This is a genomic window from Flavobacterium kochi, from assembly GCF_048286715.1.
Classification (GTDB): domain Bacteria; phylum Bacteroidota; class Bacteroidia; order Flavobacteriales; family Flavobacteriaceae; genus Flavobacterium.
In genome coordinates, this window is sequence record NZ_JBLVPW010000027.1 from 1 (window position 1) to 17,499 (window position 17,499).

Sequence of the window (17,499 nt, forward strand, 5' to 3'; positions counted from 1 at the left end):
TTAGCAAATTATCCTGGGGAACGATTAAATCATATAACGAAGAATACGGACTGAATTGAATTTTTTGTTGCTGAACTAACATCTAAAAAGCCTTATGGTTACAGTTAAATGTACGAAAAAAGGAGCAGAAAAACCGAGGTTTTCTACTCCTTTTTATTAACAATTAATCCTTAAAAAAGACTTTTTCAGTGCCCTCGCTGCGGCCGATGGATTTCTTAGTTTTAATTATTATAATTGCTACAAATTCTTTAAAAAAGTACATCTGCGTTTGTGAATTACAGGATCAAAATGTTTCCACAAGTTGTGAACAGCCATGTTTTCGGCTAATTCAGGTGTTCTAAAACAATTAATAACTCCCTTTTCTTTAAAAGTTTCGTAGTATTCTTTAAATATGATTGCTGTAACCGCTTTGTTTTGGTATTCTGGGAGAACCCCTATAAGATAGAAGATAACATCTTTGCTTTGTTTTCTTGCTTTCAGTAAATGCAGGAATCCAAAGGGGAATAGTTTTCCTTTGGATTTTTGCAATGCTTCCGAAAAAGAAGGCATAACGATACTAAAAGCAATAATATTGTGGTCTTTGTCTTCAACAAATTTGATGAATTCAGGATTGATAAAACTGATGTATTTTTTCTTGAAATATTCTTTTTGCGTATCTGAAATGGCTACGAAAGAGGATAAAGAAGCATACGATTTATTGAATAAATCGAACATTTTATCCACATGTGGCATCACATCTTTGGTAGTTTTGAAATTAAGCGGACTTAATTGGTATCTTCTTTTAACCAAATCATTCGCTTTTTCAAAAAATTCCGTTTTTACATTTGAAAAAGGAAATTTACTTTCTATATATTCTTTCTCTTTAACATAACCCAATTGCTCAAAATGTGTCGCGTAGTAGGGATGATTGTACCATGTAATCATGGTTCCCATTTCGTCAAAACCTTCCGTTAGAATACCTACTTTATCTAAATTGGAGAATCCCATTGGTCCTTCAACATGTTCTAAATTGTTTTTCCGACCTAATTCGTAGACCTTTTCTAAAAGTGCTTTCGTCACTTCAATATCATCAATAACATCGAACCAACCAAAACGCACTTTCTTTTTTTGCTGATTATTCACTTCACTCCAATTAATTATGGCAGCAATTCGGCCTACAATTTCATTGTTTTTGTAGGCAATATAGAAATAGGCTTCGGCATTTTCGAAAGCAGGATTTTTGGTTTTGTCAAATGATTCCAGTTCATCTGCGATGATTGGAGGAACCCAGTTTTTATTGTTTTTATATAACGAAAAAGGGAATTTAATGTATTCCGTTAATTCGCTTTTTGTCTTTGCTTCTTGTACTGTAATCATTATTATTTAGGGTGTAGTTTCTATTTCGTCTTTGCGTTTTTTTGCTTTTGCTTTTGCTTTTGCTTTTTTCTCCGCTTTTGTTTGGGATTTATCACCGCTGTCAATACTCATTCGCACTTCCTGGTAGTTAGCATCATAGCGCCATGAAAAACCAACTCCGCCATAAAGAACGGAAGGCGTATCTTTGAAATTAGTGCTTATTGATGCATCAATTTGCATGTCTTTATTCAATAAGTAAGCAGCTCCACCACGAACAATCGCATCGCTGTAAAAATCACTTTTGAAGCCTTGGTTTTCTAGAAAACCGGACCATTTATCATTGAATCCTTTAGTCAAAGTCAATACATAACCATAACTTGGATAATCAGTTGTTACGTAGTCGGCAATAATATTAGTTACAAAAACCCATGTTCCGTCGCCCAAATGGTTCTGTGTAATCAACATGATTTTTGGAGATATACTGGATTTGGGAGAAAAAGAATACGGATTATCCGCCATGGTGAAATTAGCTCCTGCAAATACGGAAACAGCAGGGATTAATTGATGCCAATTAAAAGTGTGATTGGCTTTCCAGCTGTATACATTCACCTTTTTTTCATAATTTTTAAAGGGATCATAAATCAAATATTTGGCTCCTAAAACGGTTTGTTTTAGTGCTGATCGATTGGTGTTACTGAATAATGTTGTGAATTGCTCGTTTTGGTATTGCAAATCGGCTATTAATTCTAATTTTTCCATGAACAATCCATACCTTAATGTGGCATCAATCCCAAAACCATTGGCGTCATAATTCAATAAATTATGTTTCTCTTTGATACCATAAATGCCTGTTTCAATCTGGATAACAGACTTTCCAACCGCAAAAGCCGACATCGTTTCGCCAGGTCGGTTGGAGTTGATCTGATCGGTGTGTTGGCCATAATGAATGCACGGAATCATAAAAATAGCTGCAGCAATGAAGATTTTGAATTTGAACATATTATTTTTTTTGGTTAAAAAGTAATAACGCTTTTCAAATGTACTATATTTTATTATTTATTTAAGAATGATATTTTAATTTTGAACGTTGGATTTATTAATTTTGAAAAAAATTATACATTTATGCAAACTGCTTCATTTTCCGGTTTTATAAAAGCACTTTTTTATATGCTTGCTTTCTATTACATTTTTAAATTTTTGGCGAAGTTATTCTTGCCTTTATTAGTTAAAAAAGTAGTGGAGAAAGCGGGGCAAAATTTTCAACAACAGCAACAAAATGCGCAGGGCAGTTCTTGGAATACAACTCAAAGTAAAGACGAAGTGATTTACAATTCCGCGAATGCCAAAAATCCTCGTGAAACCAAGAAAGTAGGAGAATATGTTGATTACGAAGAAATAGATTAAATTTGCCCGTAAAACGTAGCTCTCATACTGTAAACCTAACCTTCAAAAATTGAAAATAATAAATAAGTTCTATCCGCACGCGCTGGCCATAATTGGTTTTGTACTACTATCTCTAATCTATTTTTATCCTGTATTGCAGGGAAAACAAATTTTCCAATCGGATATTGCCCAATACACGGGAATGGCCAAAGAGCAAAACGACTTTAGAGCCTCAGACCATGTGGAACCTTATTGGACAAATTCAGCTTTTGGAGGGATGCCTACCTACCAATTAGGCGCAAAGTATCCTCACGATTATATCGGAATGATTGATGATGCAGTGCGATTTTTACCTCGTCCCGCCGACTATTTGTTTTTGTATTTTCTAGGTTTTTATGGGTTAATGCTGGTTTTAAAAATCGATCCTTTGAAAGCCTTTTTTGGCGCAGTGGCTTTTGGTTTTTCTACATATTTGATTATTATACTTGGTGTTGGGCATAATGCCAAAGCACATGCCATTGCTTATATGCCGCTTGTTATTGCCGGTTTTATTTTGGTGTTTCGAAAAAAATATATTTTTGGTGGTTTACTTACGATGTTTGCCACGGCATTAGAAATTAATGCGAACCACTTCCAAATGACATACTATTTGTTGATTTTCTTATTGATACTTACCGGTTATTTTATTTATATGGCTGTAAAAGAGAAGGAATATAAATCACTTTTGTATTCTTTTGGAGTTCTGGCAGTAGCCGGAATTTTAGCTTTGGGAGCTAATGCAACAAATTTATTAGCTACTTCAGAATATGCTAATTTTAGTATTCGTGGCAAAAGTGAATTAACCTTTAATCCTGACGGGACAAAAACGACTAGCAATAGTGCTATGACGCATGAGTATATCACAGAATACAGCTATGGAATCGCTGAAAGTTTCAATCTTATTGCCCCAAGACTTTTTGGAGGTTCAAATCATGAAGCTCTAGGCAAAGATAGCGAGATGTATAATTTCATGATCGGTAAAGGTGTACCGGAAGCACAGGCGAGCGATTTTGTTTCGGGAATGCCAACCTATTGGGGCGACCAGCCTATTGTAGCTGCACCTGCCTATATTGGAGCTGTAGTTTTCTTTTTAGGAATCTTGGCTTTGTTTGTTGACAAACGAAAAATTAAGTACGTATTTCTTTCGGGAGCCATTGTAGCATTAGTTCTTTCATGGGGTAAAAATTTTCCGAGTTTAACTGACTTTTTTATTGACTATGTTCCAATGTATGATAAGTTTAGAGCGGTTTCTTCGATACAGGTAATTTTAGAGTTGTGTTTCCCTGTTTTGGCGATCGTGGGATTGCAGTCTTTTTTTAAATTAGGGAAAGAGAACGCGAAGCTGCAGCAGAAAGGTTTATTAGAAGCGGGAACTTTTAGTTTGGGAGTGATTCTGATTTTATTCTTGTGTAAAAGCCTTTTTAGTTTTTCTGGGGGTAATGATGACTATTATTTACAAAATTATGGACCAGATTTTATAAATGCGCTCAAAGGAGACCGGATGAGTTTGTACAGTGCGGATTTATTGCGTTCGGGGTTCTTTATTTTGCTTTCAGCAGGTGTTTTATGGTTTTTTATAAAAAATAAATTGGCTCAAAATACAACGATAATCTTGGTGGGGCTTCTAATGATTTTTGATTTATTTTTTGTTGATAAAAAATATGTTTCGGGTAAAGATTTTGTCAATGGAAGAGAGGTAGAAGTGCCTTTTCAGGAAACCGGTGCAGATACACAGATTCTAAAAGATACGACTAATTACAGGGTTTTTGAAGTTGGGGATTTATTAGGTGCAAGAACTTCTTATTTCCATAAATCTATTGGTGGTTATAGTGCTGTAAGACCTCGAAGAATGCAGGAATTAATTGATTATCAAATTGCTAAAAATAATATGGAAGTTCTTAACATGCTTAATGTTAAGTATGTGATTCAAAAAGATACTACAGGCAATTCTCTCCCGACTCAAAATTCTAATACCAATGGCAACGCCTGGTTTGTGAGTCAGGTAAAAGTAGTAAGTTCTGCAGATGAAGAAATGAAAGCATTGGACAGGTTAGATTCTAAAAATGTGGCAGTTGTAAATCAAAAGGAATTTGAAGTTAAAAATAAGGCTTTCGCCAAAGACAGTTCAGCTACAATAATGTTAGATTTGTACAAACCGAACCACTTGAAATATACTTCGAACAATGGGAAGGAAGGTTTGGCCGTTTTCTCTGAAATATATTATGGAAAAGGCTGGAATGCTTATGTTGATGGCAAATTGACTCCTCATATAAGAGTCGATTATACCCTAAGAGCGCTTGTTATTCCTGCAGGAAAACACACTGTGGAATTTAAGTTTGAGCCACAAGTTATAAAAACGGGAAGTTCAATTGCACTTTTTAGTTCAGTTGGAATGCTGTTACTTTTAGCTGGTGGAATTTATTTTGAAAGAAAAAAAGGATTTAAGACTGTTGATTAACAATTTAAGATTTTAGAATTTAAATTAGTGCAATAACCTTGAAACCTTAAACGTGGAACCACAGAAACTATTAATAATTACTTACTATTGGCCACCGGCAGGAGGACCAGGTGTTCAACGTTGGCTCAAGTTTGTAAAATACCTGCCGGATTTTGGAATTCAACCCATTGTATTTATTCCAGAGAACCCAACGTATCCCATTGTTGATGAAAATTTAGTAAAGGAGGTTTCGGATAAGGCAATTATTCTGAAACATAAAATCTTTGAACCGTACCAATTAGCTTCGTTTTTTTCAAAAAATAAAACAAAAAAAATCAGTTCAGGAATTATTCCCAATCAAAAAAAGCAGAGCCTTCTTGATAAAGCCTTTCTTTGGATTCGTGGGAATCTTTTTATTCCGGATGCTCGTGTTTTTTGGGTAAAGCCATCCGTTTCTTATTTAGAAAAATACATTCAAGAAAATAATATAAATACGATTATTACTTCGGGGCCTCCACACAGTTTGCATCTCATTGGTTTAGCATTAAAACAAAAATTAGATTTAAAATGGTTTGCTGATTTCAGAGATCCCTGGACGACCATTGGCTATCACAAATCCTTGCGATTGTCAGATTATGCAGTCAAAAAACACAAAGCATTAGAAGATCTGGTTTTAAATGCTGCGGATGCCATTATTGTAACGAGTAAAACTACTAAAACTGAATTTCAGGCCATTACAAGTAAACCAATTACTGTAATAACCAATGGTTACGATACAGAAAATGTCGAAAAACAAGCATTGGATGCGAAATTTAGCTTAGCGCACATCGGTTCCTTGCTTTCTGAAAGAAATCCAATAATGCTATGGGAGAGTTTGGTTGAATTGCTCGATGAGATTCCGGATTTCAAATCGCATTTAGAAATTAAATTAATTGGCGCAGTAAGTCAGGAAGTATTGGAAACCCTGATTCAGTTTGGTTTGAATTCCTATTTGAATAATTTGGGCTATGTTTCTCATGCGGAAGCGATTGCCCATCAAAGAAAATCACAGGTTTTACTGCTTATTGAAATAGATTCTGAGGATACCAAAAGCATTATTCCAGGAAAATTATTCGAATATATGGTTTCCAACAGGCCCATTATCGCGATTGGACCCAGCGGATCTGATTTTGCCGAAATCATTACCCAAACCAATACAGGTGTGTTTTTTGATTATTCTGAGAAAGTGAAACTAAAAAGTGTAATTTTGGATTTTTATAATCAGTTTTTGACAGGAAAATTACAAGCAAATGGAGTGGGTTTACAACGTTATTCCAGAAAAAACCTTACCAAAGAATTATCACAATTGATTAGTTTAAACAGACAAACAATCTCTAACTTCTAACCTCAATAATGGGAATAGTATTAAATCAGTCTTTAAAAAATACGATAATAACCTATATTGGTTTTGGAATTGGTGGTATCAATACCATTTATTTGTATCCTGTTTTTCTCGGAGCAACTTTTTATGGTTTGACTAATTACGTAACTTCTTGCGCTAATGTCATTATGCCTTTGTTTGCCATAGGAATGCAAAATACGTTGGTAAAATTTTATTCTCAATATGAAACCGAAGAGGAGAAATCCCGGTTTTTATCCTTTACGGTTTTATTCCCTTTTCTATTAATAGTTCCAATGTTATTAATTGGACTTTTCTTTTATGACGAGATTTTATTCTTTTTATCAAAAAAGAATGCAATTGTCAAAAATTATATTTGGTTGATACCATTTATCGGGTTGTGCATGGCATATTTTGAAATTTTTTATGCCTGGCTGCGTGTACACATGCATTCTGTTTTCGGAAATTTTATTAAGGAAGTAGGTTTGCGATTGTTTTCATTATTTCTATTAATAGGAGTGTACTATAATTGGCTTACTGTGGAAGGTTTCGTATATGCAACAGCAGGATTGTATTTTTTGGCGTTTTTGGTAACTATGTTCTATGCGTTTAGTATTCAGAAACCCACTTTTCAGTTTACAATTCCAGGAAATACAAAAGAAATATTGACCTATACTTTTTATATTATTTTGTCTGGAAGTGTTGCAAATTTACTTTTGGATGGAGATAAAATGATACTGAATCAATATATGCATATCGAGAATATTGCCTTTTATTCTGTCGCGACTTATATTGCATTAGTGATATCTGTTCCAAGTCGTGCCATGCATCAGATTGTTTACCCTATTACTGCGCGATTGATGCATGAAAATAAACATGATGAACTGAATAATCTTTACAAAAAAACTTCGATTAATTTGCAAGTGGTAGGCGGTTTGGTGATGTTGGGGATTTTTGTGAATATCAATCAATTGTACGAAATGGTTCCTAAGGATTACAGCGGGGGTATTTTGGTTGTTTTTATGATTGGTATCTCTAAATATTTCGACTTGATTTTAGGGAACAATAATGCCATTATTTTTAATACTAAATATTATAGAACAGTTTTGTTTTTGGGTGTGGCATTAGTAGTCTTAACCATAGTCCTGAATATGATTTTTATTCCAATTTATGGCATTATGGGTTCTGCTTTTGCCACGCTACTATCGATAACATTATACAGCCTTGCCAAATTGCTTTTTGTTGTTAAGCGTCTGGATTTATATCCTTTTACCGGTCAGACATTGTATTCGATAGTAATTACGTTTGTACTGTTTTTGCTATTTTATTTCTGGAAGTTTCCTTTTCATCCTATAATCAGTATTGGATTGAAATCTGCTTTGGTGACCGTTTTATATGTTTATATTAATTATAAATTTGTTGTTTCTGCTGAAATAAACCAGGTTATTGATAACGTATTGAAAAAGTTTAGAAAGTACATTTAGAATAATTTTTCCTGCTACAAAATTAAGTTATCCTAAAAAGGATTATGAAATTTTGGAGTCTTTACCGCATTTAGGTTCTGATTTTATTTTACATACAGCCTTTAAGGGTGCTTAAATTAATTACTCCAATCAATTTTATTATTAAAAATCGCTTAAATAATAATTTTTTTTTAATCTTTAACAGCATTTTTTTATATAAATTAGCTGAAAAATAGCAACTGTAAGTTTTTATTCAGTTTGTTGTCTTTTCAGTTGTTCTTTAGGTTATTACTATTGTTTTGTCTGAAAATAGTTTTTTTAACTAACAAGGAATTCAGAATAGTGTGAATTATATAATATTTTTCAAGTATTATGTAATATGTAAAAGCGTTTTTAAAAATATATTTGTACTCTATTTAGAGTTTTAAACATAAAAATCAAATTGTGAAAATAATTGAAAAATCACTAAAAGTGGGTATTGTGGAAACGAGGGGTGGTCCTTATTTTTGCAGATGATATTTTTACAAAATATTTTTGAAAAGAATAATAAATAGCTAAAGTAATTTACCCCAATAATTATGCAAAGCAACCAATACATCAACGAAGAAAGCCTACAAAAATTTTCTAGTATCATAGCTAATAAAATTCATAATGGATTTGTTATTACCGAGAGAAATGATGCGCTGCCATTTGCAGTCTTATCAAAAGATGCAAAAGAAGTGGATCACAGTTTCAATTTTTTACTTTGTTGCGTTACACTAGGTTTATGGTCCGTAGCTTGGATTTATTTAACGTATGTGTCTTCCAGAGAGAAAAAGATACTAGTTGCCATAGATGAGGATGGAAATACATTTGAAGAAAAGTGCTATTCTGAATAAATTTTTTATAATTTATCCTTTAGGTATTTTCCAGTAATTGATTTTTTTATTTTCACTATTTCTTCAGGAGTTCCCACGGCTAATAATTTTCCGCCATTTTCCCCTCCTTCAGGACCCAGGTCAATAATCCAGTCGGCACATTTTATAAGATCAAGGTTGTGTTCGATTACAATTATCGAATGCCCTTTGTCTATCAAAGCATCAAATGAAGCCAATAGTTTCTTGATGTCATGAAAATGCAGTCCCGTTGTAGGTTCGTCAAAAACAAAAAGGGCTTTGTCTTTTGTGGCTCCTTTTACTAAGAACGAAGCAAGTTTTATACGTTGGGCTTCTCCGCCTGAAAGTGTAGAAGACGATTGTCCCAATTGCACATACCCCAATCCAACATCTTGCAGCGGTTGAAGTTTTTGAGTGATTTTAGCTTGCTTATGAGCAATAAAAAATGCAATGGCATCATCTATAGTCATCGTTAGAATATCGTTTATATTTTTGCCTTCAAAGGCAACTTCCAAAACTTCTTTCTTAAATCGTTTTCCATTGCAGGTTTCACAAGGCAATTGCACATCAGCCATAAAAACCATTTCTACATTTATAGAACCTTCCCCTTTGCAGGTTTCGCATCTCCCGCCATCAACATTAAAAGAAAAATGTTTGGCCTGAAATCCTCTTATTTTTGATAATTTTTCCTTGGCATACAATTCCCGAATGTCGTCATAAGCCTTAATGTAAGTCACCGGATTAGAACGGGAACTTCTTCCAATTGGGTTTTGATCCACATACTCAATATGCTTGATTTGTGAAAATGAACCTGTCATTTCAGTAAATTGCCCTGCTTTTTCTCCTACATTCTCCAGCTTTTTTTGCATGGCAGGAAACAAAATCTTTTTTACCAGCGTGCTTTTTCCACTTCCTGAAACGCCTGTAATTACCGTCAATACGTCCAATGGGAATGTAACGTCTATATTTTGTAGATTGTTTTCTCTGGCTCCTTTTATTTCTATAAAATTCTTGAAAGCTCTTCGTTTCTTGGGAACGGTGATTGCTAGATCACCATTCAAATATTTTGCTGTAAGTGAAGTCGATTTTAGAATTTCGTCATAAGTGCCTTGAGCGACTAAATTACCCCCTAAGGTTCCTGCTTCAGGGCCAATATCGATAATCATATCAGCTGCTTTCATGATGTCTTCGTCGTGTTCTACTACAATAACAGTATTGCCTAAATCACGGAGCGACAGCAATACTTTTATTAATCGTTCTGTATCCTTCGGATGTAAGCCAATGCTGGGTTCATCAAGAATATACATGGATCCCACTAAGCTGCTTCCTAATGAGGTTGCTAAGTTGATGCGTTGTGATTCTCCCCCTGAAAGTGTTGCTGAATTTCTGTTTAAAGTAAGATAATCCAAACCAACTTCAGTTAAAAAAGATAATCTATTATTGATTTCTACCAATAATCGCTTTGCAATTTGCTTTTCGTAAATATCTAAATCAATGCTTTCAAAAAAGGTAACCAAATGTTTAATAGGTAAATCAACTAAATCGGAAACAGTTTTGTCATTAATTTTTACGTAAGAAGCTTCGATTCGCAATCGTTTCCCTTTACAGGAGTAACATTTGGTTTTACCACGATAACGAGAAAGCATCACACGGTTTTGAATTTTATAATTTTTTTCTTCTAATTCCTTAAAGAAATCATGTAAACCTTGGAAGTAGTTGTTTCCATTCCAAATCAACTCTTTTTGATCTTCAGATAATTGATAAAAAGGTTTATGGATTGGAAAGTCAAATTTGTAGGCATTGTTTACTAATTGGTCCCGAAACCAACTCATACTTTCGCCTCTCCAGGGAAAAATAGCGTTTTCAAATACGGATAAAGTTGTGTTAGGAACTACTAATTCAGCATCAATTCCTATTATATTTCCGTAACCTTCGCATATGGGGCAAGCTCCATAAGGATTATTGAAACTGAATAAATGTACATTTGGTTCCAGGAAGGTAATACCATCCAGTTCAAAATTATTGGAATAAGAAAATGTTTTATCCGAATTTAATTCCTGTAAAAAACAAATTCCTTTTCCTTCAAAAAAAGCAGTTTGAACTGCATCCGCCAGTCGATTGTAGAATTCTTCTTCGTCTTTGACAACAATTCGATCAATAATGAGCTTTATATCTTTATTGTCTAAAGTGTGCTGATCGATTTCGTCTAAACGAACCATTTGATTATTAACCAGAATCCTTGCAAAACCTTGTTGCAGAAGGACTTTTAGTTTGTCTTCCAGTTTTCGGCCTTCTTCCAGGTGAACAGGAGCTAAGAGTAGCCATTTGCTATCTATGTCGAAACGCTTCACATCGGTAACCACATCGGTAACTGTATTTTTTTTGACTTCTCGTCCTGAAATAGGAGAGTAAGTTCTTCCTACTCTGGCAAACAATAATTTTATATAATCGTAAATTTCCGTTGAAGTTCCTACCGTAGAACGTGCATTCGTAGTATTTACTTTTTGTTCAATGGCAATTGCAGGAGCAATTCCTTTAATATATTCCACTTTCGGTTTGTCCAAACGACCAAGAAATTGCCTTGCATATGAGGATAAGCTTTCTACATAACGGCGTTGTCCTTCGGCATATAAAGTATCAAATGCCAGACTTGATTTTCCTGATCCGGAAAGTCCAGTGATGACAACTAATTTATTTCGAGGAATCGCAACATCTACATTTTTTAAGTTATGTACTTGTGCGCCTTTGATAATAATATTTTTCTTAGGATCTAATGTAGAAAGGTCAACTTGCATAAAAACAATTAATTTTCACAAAAGTAATCAATTTTCATCGGAGTAAAGAGGTTGAACAAACGGAATGAAATCAGAAATACGGTTTTTTTTTGGAATTCTTTAATAGCACTAAATTTCGTGTGAAATAGTTTTATTTGGCTGTTTTTTAATTCTTTACACAATAATAGTTTAAAAAAAAATATTTTTTTAAACTATTATTGTGTAAATTTATAGCACCCGAATGTAAAATCTTAGCCTGAATTTTAACATTTTTATTCTTTAGATGTTAATATTTATTTATTTTATTTGTTTGTTAAAATAATTATTTGCTAAATTTGACCATTAAATAACCCTAATTAATCCATTAGCCTATACTACAAAACTACTTTTTAGAGAAAGATCTCCATTTAATTAAAAACTAAAAAGTATAACTATGGCTAGTACACAACTTCCAGACGCATTATTGGTTCAGGATTATGTTGCAGGTAATGAAGATGCCTTAGCATCATTAATCAAAAGGCACGAATCAAAAATTTATGGTTTTATATATTCTAAAATCTCTGATAGAGATATATCGAATGATATTTTTCAAGATACCTTTATTAAGGTAATAAGAACCTTAAAATCAAATTCCTATAATGAAGAAGGAAAGTTCTTACCATGGGTAATGAGAATTTCTCATAATCTTATTGTGGATCATTACCGAAAAACTAAAAAAATGCCAATGTTTAGAGAAACAGAGGAATTTTCTATTTTTTCAATAATGTCCGACGATTCCCTGACAATAGAAAACAAAATAATTGCCGAACAAGTCGAAATGGATTTGAAAAAACTTATCGAAGAACTTCCTATAGATCAAAAAGAAGTTTTGGTCATGAGAATGTATCAGGATATGAGTTTTAAAGAAATTTCTGAAACAACCGGAGTCAGTATCAATACTGCTTTAGGTAGAATGCGTTATGCATTGATGAATTTAAGAAAAGTTATAGATAAACATCAAATTGTTTTAACTAATTAACAATAAATCGAAACTTGCTCCGTTGTAATATAAAAACAAATTTATTACAATATGGCAAAAATTTACTCCAGAAAATCATTAGTTACTAAGAGCATGAAGCCCGAGAAAGAAGTCGTTTCTTTTTTATTGAATTATTCAAAAGCGTTAAGCGTAATAAAAATTGAAGATAAAAGTTTCGAAATTATAGCGAATTAAAAAAATCAATTTAAGATTGGATGATATTGTATTGAAAAAATTCAAGGTTCTATTTTTTAGGACTTGAATAACCGGATTCCACTAGTTTTTACTAAAAATTAGTGGAATCTACTATTTAGAGATGGGCTTTTTTTTGTAGTAATCGTCTAAAACCGATTTTCGTCCAATCGTTGTGGTAATAATGTCTTTGTCTAAATCCCAACCACGTGCCGGTGAATATTCCCGGCCGTACCAAATCATTTGCAAATGTAAATCATTCCATATTTCCTCTGGAAAAATGCGCTTGGCATCCTTCTCCGTTTGCACCACATTTTTTCCATTAGTCAAATTCCATCGGTACATTAATCGATGGATATGGGTGTCAACAGGAAAAGCAGGAACGCCAAAGGCTTGAGACATCACCACGCTTGCAGTTTTATGTCCAACCGCCGGCAGTTCTTCCAGGAATTCAAAACTTTGGGGCACTTTTCCGCCATGTTTATCAATTAAAATATGGGACAAGCCGTGAATACCTTTGGATTTCATTGGTGACAAGCCGCAAGGTCGTATGATTTCCTTAATTTCTTCCACTGACATTTTTATCATATCATACGGATTATCCGCTTTAGCAAAAAGCAAAGGTGTAATTTGATTCACACGAACATCCGTGCATTGTGCCGAAAGTAAAACCGCAATCAGTAACGTATAAGGATCTTTATGGTTCAGCGGAATAGGAATCGTTGGATACAATTCTTTTAACGTATTTATAACAAATCGTACACGTTCCTGTTTGTTCATTTTTGTATTTTTATAAAACGTAAAAATAGCGTAAATTCTATTATGTGCCTAATCCGATTTTGGATTGAAGCTGTTTCTCTTGTATTGGTTTTTTAAGGAATTGCAAAAACTTCCTTTGATCCATTTACTATTTCAAGAAAGAGAACTGAGGTATTTAAAAAGGGGTAGGGCACGAATCTGATGAAAGCACAAATAGAAAATCTAATAAACTAAAAATAGAGCTAATGACAACATTAAAAAAAGGAGATAAGGCACCCAATTTTTCTGGCCTGGATCAGGACGGAAAACCACATCAATTAGCCGATTATAAAGGAAAAAAACTAGTCGTTTTCTTTTATCCAAAAGCTAATACTCCGGGATGTACAGCTGAAGCTTGTGATCTTAGGGATAATTTTGAGCGTTTCAAAGCGAATAATTATGAACTTCTTGGTGTGAGCGCAGATCCGCAGAAAGCTCAGGCAAAGTTCAAAGAAAAATATAACTTCCCTTTTCCGTTATTGGCCGATGAAGATAAATCAGTAATTCAAGCTTTTGGGGTTTGGGGACCAAAAAAATTCATGGGGAAAGAATATGAAGGGATTCACAGAACCACATTTGTGATCGATGAAAATGGAATTATAGACGAGGTAATCTCTGATGTGAAAACCAAAGCGCATGCAGCTCAGATTTTAAAATAAATCAAAAATGCCACAAGAGAATTCTCTTTGTGGTGTTTTTTTATAGATAATCAGTATCATCATTAAGGTTGTTGTAATTTCTGGAAAAATTTAATTGAGATTTTAAATAGCTTTCTTCTTTTAAATTTTGGAATTGTTTTAATTGGGGCAGAATTGTTTCGTTAAATTGTTCTTTTAATAATTTAAATTGATTAACATTTTCGATGTAAAATCGATATTTAAATTTTTGTCCGTTTTCGCTAAATTTAATTGAATTCTCAATTCCTTGATACTGTCTTTTTTTGGCATAAAATCGGCCTTTATAAGCAAATATGTCGATTTCGATTTCTTGTAAATTGCTCCATTTGTGAATTGTACTGTTTTGATTTTCGTTAATTTCAACGTTGTTTTTAGAAAAACTAACTGCTGTCGTTTTTTGAATGATTTTTAAAAGAGTGAATTTGCCTTCTGTAAATATATTAAATAATTTAAAGCAGATAATACCCAAAATCATACTAAGACAAAATATGGGGTGTTTGTTTTTTATCCCGTAAACGAAAGGAATAAAAGTAATTGAAAGTATAATTGTAATAAAAAATATTTCCAGTATAGTTGGCTTTTGATGAATTACAATTGGGAATTTCATTTTTGTTATCGGTACTTAAATTATTTTGGTTTTTAATACTTTGTATCAAATATATATATATATATATATATATATATATATATAACTTTTTAATGTTTTAAGTTTTTTCCGATATTTTAAAGACAAAAAAGCCAAGAAAAAGGACTATTTTAATGTCTTTTTTCTTGGTCTTTCTTCTTACTATGTAAACTATTAATTGCTTGCTTTCAATACTTTACTTGGATCGTAGCCAAAAAGGTGATGTTCTTTTATAATTTCAGCAATACCGGAAGGAAGCATCGTTTCCCAACCTGGTTTTCCTTGACTTATCATGTTAAGTACTTCACGAGAGAATACTTCCAGAATATTAGGGTCGTAATCTACAATATCGACAACTTTCCCATTGAACTTGAAGAATTTGTACAATTCTTTCATTCTAGGATGTACTTTCAAATTGTCTGAAGTGATAATTTCACCGTTTTCGCCCATCATTGGATATAAAAAGACTTTCATGTCACGGTAAAATAATTTACCGAAAGCTTCCAGAATTCCACCACTTAAGTGGCGGTAGTATTTTTCATCAAAAATATCAACCAAATTATTTACACCCATAGCCAATCCCATTCGAGCTTTGGTGTAGTTGGCAAAATATTCAACCACTTTATAATATTCCTGGAAATTAGATATCATTACCGTTTGTCCTAGCGAACAAAGTAATTCGGCACGATCCATAAAATCTCTTTCGTCAATTTCACCATCCGATCGCAAATTCGAAAGAGTAATTTCAAAAACAACAAGAGTATTATCGACTTCTACCTTATTTTCTTTCAGAAACATTTTTAATGACTTCTCATACATGTCCATATTTACTTTTGTAACCGGACGAAAACTTCCTCTGAAAGCAAGAATATTTTTTTTGTATAAGATGGCTGCAGGAAGTATGTTTTTTCCGTCTGGATTAAACATAACCGCATCAGTCATTCCATTTTTTACTAACTGTAAACTCATCAAACGATTGTCTACATCTGCAAAACGAGGTCCTGAGAAATTAATAGTATCTATTTCTAGCTGATCTTTATCCAGGTGATCGTATAAATAACGCAACAAGCGCTTCGGATCATTGTATTTATAGTAAGCGCCATAAATTAAATTCACACCAAGGATACCAAGAGTTTCTTGTTGCAATCTAACATCTGTTTCCTTAAAACGAATATGAATAATAATTTCATTATAATCCTCATCCGGTTCAATTTGGTAACTGATTCCAACCCATCCATGTCCTTTAAATTGTTTGGCAAAATCAATAGTGGCTACGGTATTGGCATAACTAAAAAACATTTTGTTAGGATGCTTTTCTCTGCTTAAACGCTGCTCTATTAAGTTGACTTCATGAGAAAGCATTTTCTTTAACCTGCTTTCCGTAACATACCGTCCGTCTTTTTCGATACCGTATACGGCATCACTAAAATCTTTATCATATGCTGACATCGCTTTTGCAATAGTACCGGAAGATCCACCTGATCTAAAAAAATGTCTTACAGTTTCTTGCCCGGCACCAATTTCCGCGAAAGTTCCGTAGATATTCTCATTCAAGTTGATACGAAGTGCTTTGTCTTTTATGGAAGGAATTTGCTCGATGACTTTGTCACCTTTTAATTTTATTTCAGTACCCATTTTATTTTAAATATGGCTAATATGTTACAAAGTTAATTAAATAGGTTTCTAATGAAAGAGAATTAACCCTATTTTTGTAAAAAAATCTAAGAGAATTGAAGGTATATTTTTTAGGTACTGGCACATCACAAGGAATTCCTGTTATTGGGAGTAATCACCCGGTATGTAAAAGTACTGATTTTAAGGATAAAAGGCTTAGGGTTTCGGTTTGGGTTTCTTGGGAAAACTACTCATTCGTAATCGATTGCGGACCTGATTTTAGACAGCAAATGCTTTCTTCAAATTGCCAAAAAGTCGACGGTATCCTGTTTACTCATGAGCATTCCGATCATACTGCCGGTTTGGACGATATTCGTCCGTTTAACTTTAAACAAGGCGAGATTCCAATTTATGCGCATCAAAGGGTAATTGATAATCTAAAAAAACGTTTTGATTATGTTTTTGAAACTGTAAACAGGTATCCGGGAGCGCCTTGTGTTAAAACAATTGAAGTAGTTAATAATCAGCCCTTTCCTATTGGTAATAAAATTGCTGTTCCTGTAGATGTGATGCATGCGGGACTGCAGGTTTTTGGGTATAGAATAGATGATTTTGCCTATTTGACCGATGTGAAAACAATTGAAAGTGGTGAAATCGAAAAATTAAAAAATCTAAAGGTAATGGTTATTAATGCTTTGCGTGAAGAATCTCATATTGCGCATTTCAATTTGCAGGAAGCATTAGATTTTATAACTTTGGTCCAGCCTAAAAAAGCCTATATTACTCACATCAGTCATATTCTTGGTTTTCATGAGGAAGTGCAAAAAAGACTCCCTGAAAACGTTTTCCTGGCATATGATAATTTGGAAATTACAATTTAATCAGTCTTAA

Annotated in this window: 15 protein-coding genes; 9 read left to right on the top strand and 6 right to left on the bottom strand. The window is 33.4% G+C overall.

Translation table 11 applies throughout. The annotated features are described in order from the left end of the window. Positions 1-237: 237 nt before the first annotated feature. Together ACNQGH_RS18460 and ACNQGH_RS18465 are read right to left on the bottom strand one after the other, a co-directional pair. Positions 238-1,356, bottom strand: a complete 1,119-nt coding sequence (locus ACNQGH_RS18460; protein WP_417957492.1) for a GTP cyclohydrolase — start codon at positions 1,354-1,356, stop codon at positions 238-240. A gap of 6 nt (positions 1,357-1,362) precedes the next feature. Further along, entirely contained in the window at positions 1,363-2,334 is a 972-nt protein-coding gene (locus tag ACNQGH_RS18465; protein WP_417957493.1) for a transporter, read from the bottom strand. Positions 2,335-2,457: 123 nt separating this feature from the next. Between ACNQGH_RS18465 and ACNQGH_RS18470 the strand changes: the two genes are divergently transcribed. The 5 genes from ACNQGH_RS18470 to ACNQGH_RS18490 all read left to right on the top strand — a co-directional run bounded on the left by ACNQGH_RS18470 (position 2,458) and on the right by ACNQGH_RS18490 (position 8,913). Further along, entirely contained in the window at positions 2,458-2,739 is a 282-nt protein-coding gene (locus ACNQGH_RS18470; protein ID WP_417957494.1) for a DUF4834 family protein, read from the top strand. 49 nt (positions 2,740-2,788) lie between these two features. Then, positions 2,789-5,215 (top strand): YfhO family protein, encoded by a 2,427-nt coding sequence (locus tag ACNQGH_RS18475; protein WP_417957495.1) that lies wholly within the window; start codon positions 2,789-2,791, stop codon positions 5,213-5,215. Positions 5,216-5,267: 52 nt separating this feature from the next. After that, positions 5,268-6,578 carry a glycosyltransferase family 4 protein gene (locus tag ACNQGH_RS18480; protein ID WP_417957496.1) on the top strand — a complete coding sequence of 437 codons (1,311 nt, stop codon included), beginning with the start codon at positions 5,268-5,270 and terminating at the stop codon, positions 6,576-6,578. Positions 6,579-6,586: 8 nt separating this feature from the next. Then, entirely contained in the window at positions 6,587-8,056 is a 1,470-nt protein-coding gene (locus ACNQGH_RS18485; RefSeq protein WP_417957497.1) for a lipopolysaccharide biosynthesis protein, read from the top strand. A gap of 557 nt (positions 8,057-8,613) precedes the next feature. Then, positions 8,614-8,913, top strand: a complete 300-nt coding sequence (locus ACNQGH_RS18490) for a hypothetical protein (RefSeq protein ID WP_417957498.1) — start codon at positions 8,614-8,616, stop codon at positions 8,911-8,913. 5 nt (positions 8,914-8,918) lie between these two features. Here ACNQGH_RS18490 and uvrA read toward each other — a convergent pair whose 3' ends face one another. After that, complete coding sequence (gene uvrA, locus ACNQGH_RS18495; RefSeq protein WP_417957499.1) at positions 8,919-11,705, bottom strand: excinuclease ABC subunit UvrA; 2,787 nt, start codon at positions 11,703-11,705, stop codon at positions 8,919-8,921. Between the two features lie 412 nt (positions 11,706-12,117). Between uvrA and ACNQGH_RS18500 the strand changes: the two genes are divergently transcribed. Together ACNQGH_RS18500 and ACNQGH_RS18505 are read left to right on the top strand one after the other, a co-directional pair. Next, positions 12,118-12,702 (top strand): RNA polymerase sigma factor, encoded by a 585-nt coding sequence (locus tag ACNQGH_RS18500; protein WP_417957500.1) that lies wholly within the window; start codon positions 12,118-12,120, stop codon positions 12,700-12,702. Between the two features lie 51 nt (positions 12,703-12,753). Then, entirely contained in the window at positions 12,754-12,897 is a 144-nt protein-coding gene (locus ACNQGH_RS18505; protein WP_417957501.1) for a hypothetical protein, read from the top strand. A gap of 111 nt (positions 12,898-13,008) precedes the next feature. On the opposite strand, the gene ACNQGH_RS18510 is transcribed toward ACNQGH_RS18505, so the two are convergent. Continuing rightward, a complete protein-coding gene (locus ACNQGH_RS18510; protein ID WP_417957502.1) occupies positions 13,009-13,674 on the bottom strand; it encodes an endonuclease III domain-containing protein in 666 nt (221 codons plus the stop codon). A 224-nt stretch (positions 13,675-13,898) separates the two neighbouring features. Between ACNQGH_RS18510 and bcp the strand changes: the two genes are divergently transcribed. After that, complete coding sequence (gene bcp / locus ACNQGH_RS18515) at positions 13,899-14,351, top strand: thioredoxin-dependent thiol peroxidase (protein WP_417957503.1); 453 nt, start codon at positions 13,899-13,901, stop codon at positions 14,349-14,351. A gap of 40 nt (positions 14,352-14,391) precedes the next feature. On the opposite strand, the gene ACNQGH_RS18520 is transcribed toward bcp, so the two are convergent. Both ACNQGH_RS18520 and ACNQGH_RS18525 read right to left on the bottom strand, forming a co-directional pair. Then, positions 14,392-14,976, bottom strand: a complete 585-nt coding sequence (locus ACNQGH_RS18520; RefSeq protein WP_417957504.1) for a hypothetical protein — start codon at positions 14,974-14,976, stop codon at positions 14,392-14,394. A 192-nt stretch (positions 14,977-15,168) separates the two neighbouring features. Next, positions 15,169-16,629, bottom strand: coding sequence for a TonB-dependent receptor (locus ACNQGH_RS18525; protein WP_417957505.1), 1,461 nt, complete (start codon positions 16,627-16,629; stop codon positions 15,169-15,171). Between the two features lie 95 nt (positions 16,630-16,724). Between ACNQGH_RS18525 and ACNQGH_RS18530 the strand changes: the two genes are divergently transcribed. Further along, the gene (locus tag ACNQGH_RS18530; protein WP_417957506.1) at positions 16,725-17,489 is read left to right on the top strand and encodes an MBL fold metallo-hydrolase; all 765 of its coding nucleotides are present in this window, start codon (positions 16,725-16,727) and stop codon (positions 17,487-17,489) included. Positions 17,490-17,499 lie beyond the last annotated feature (10 nt).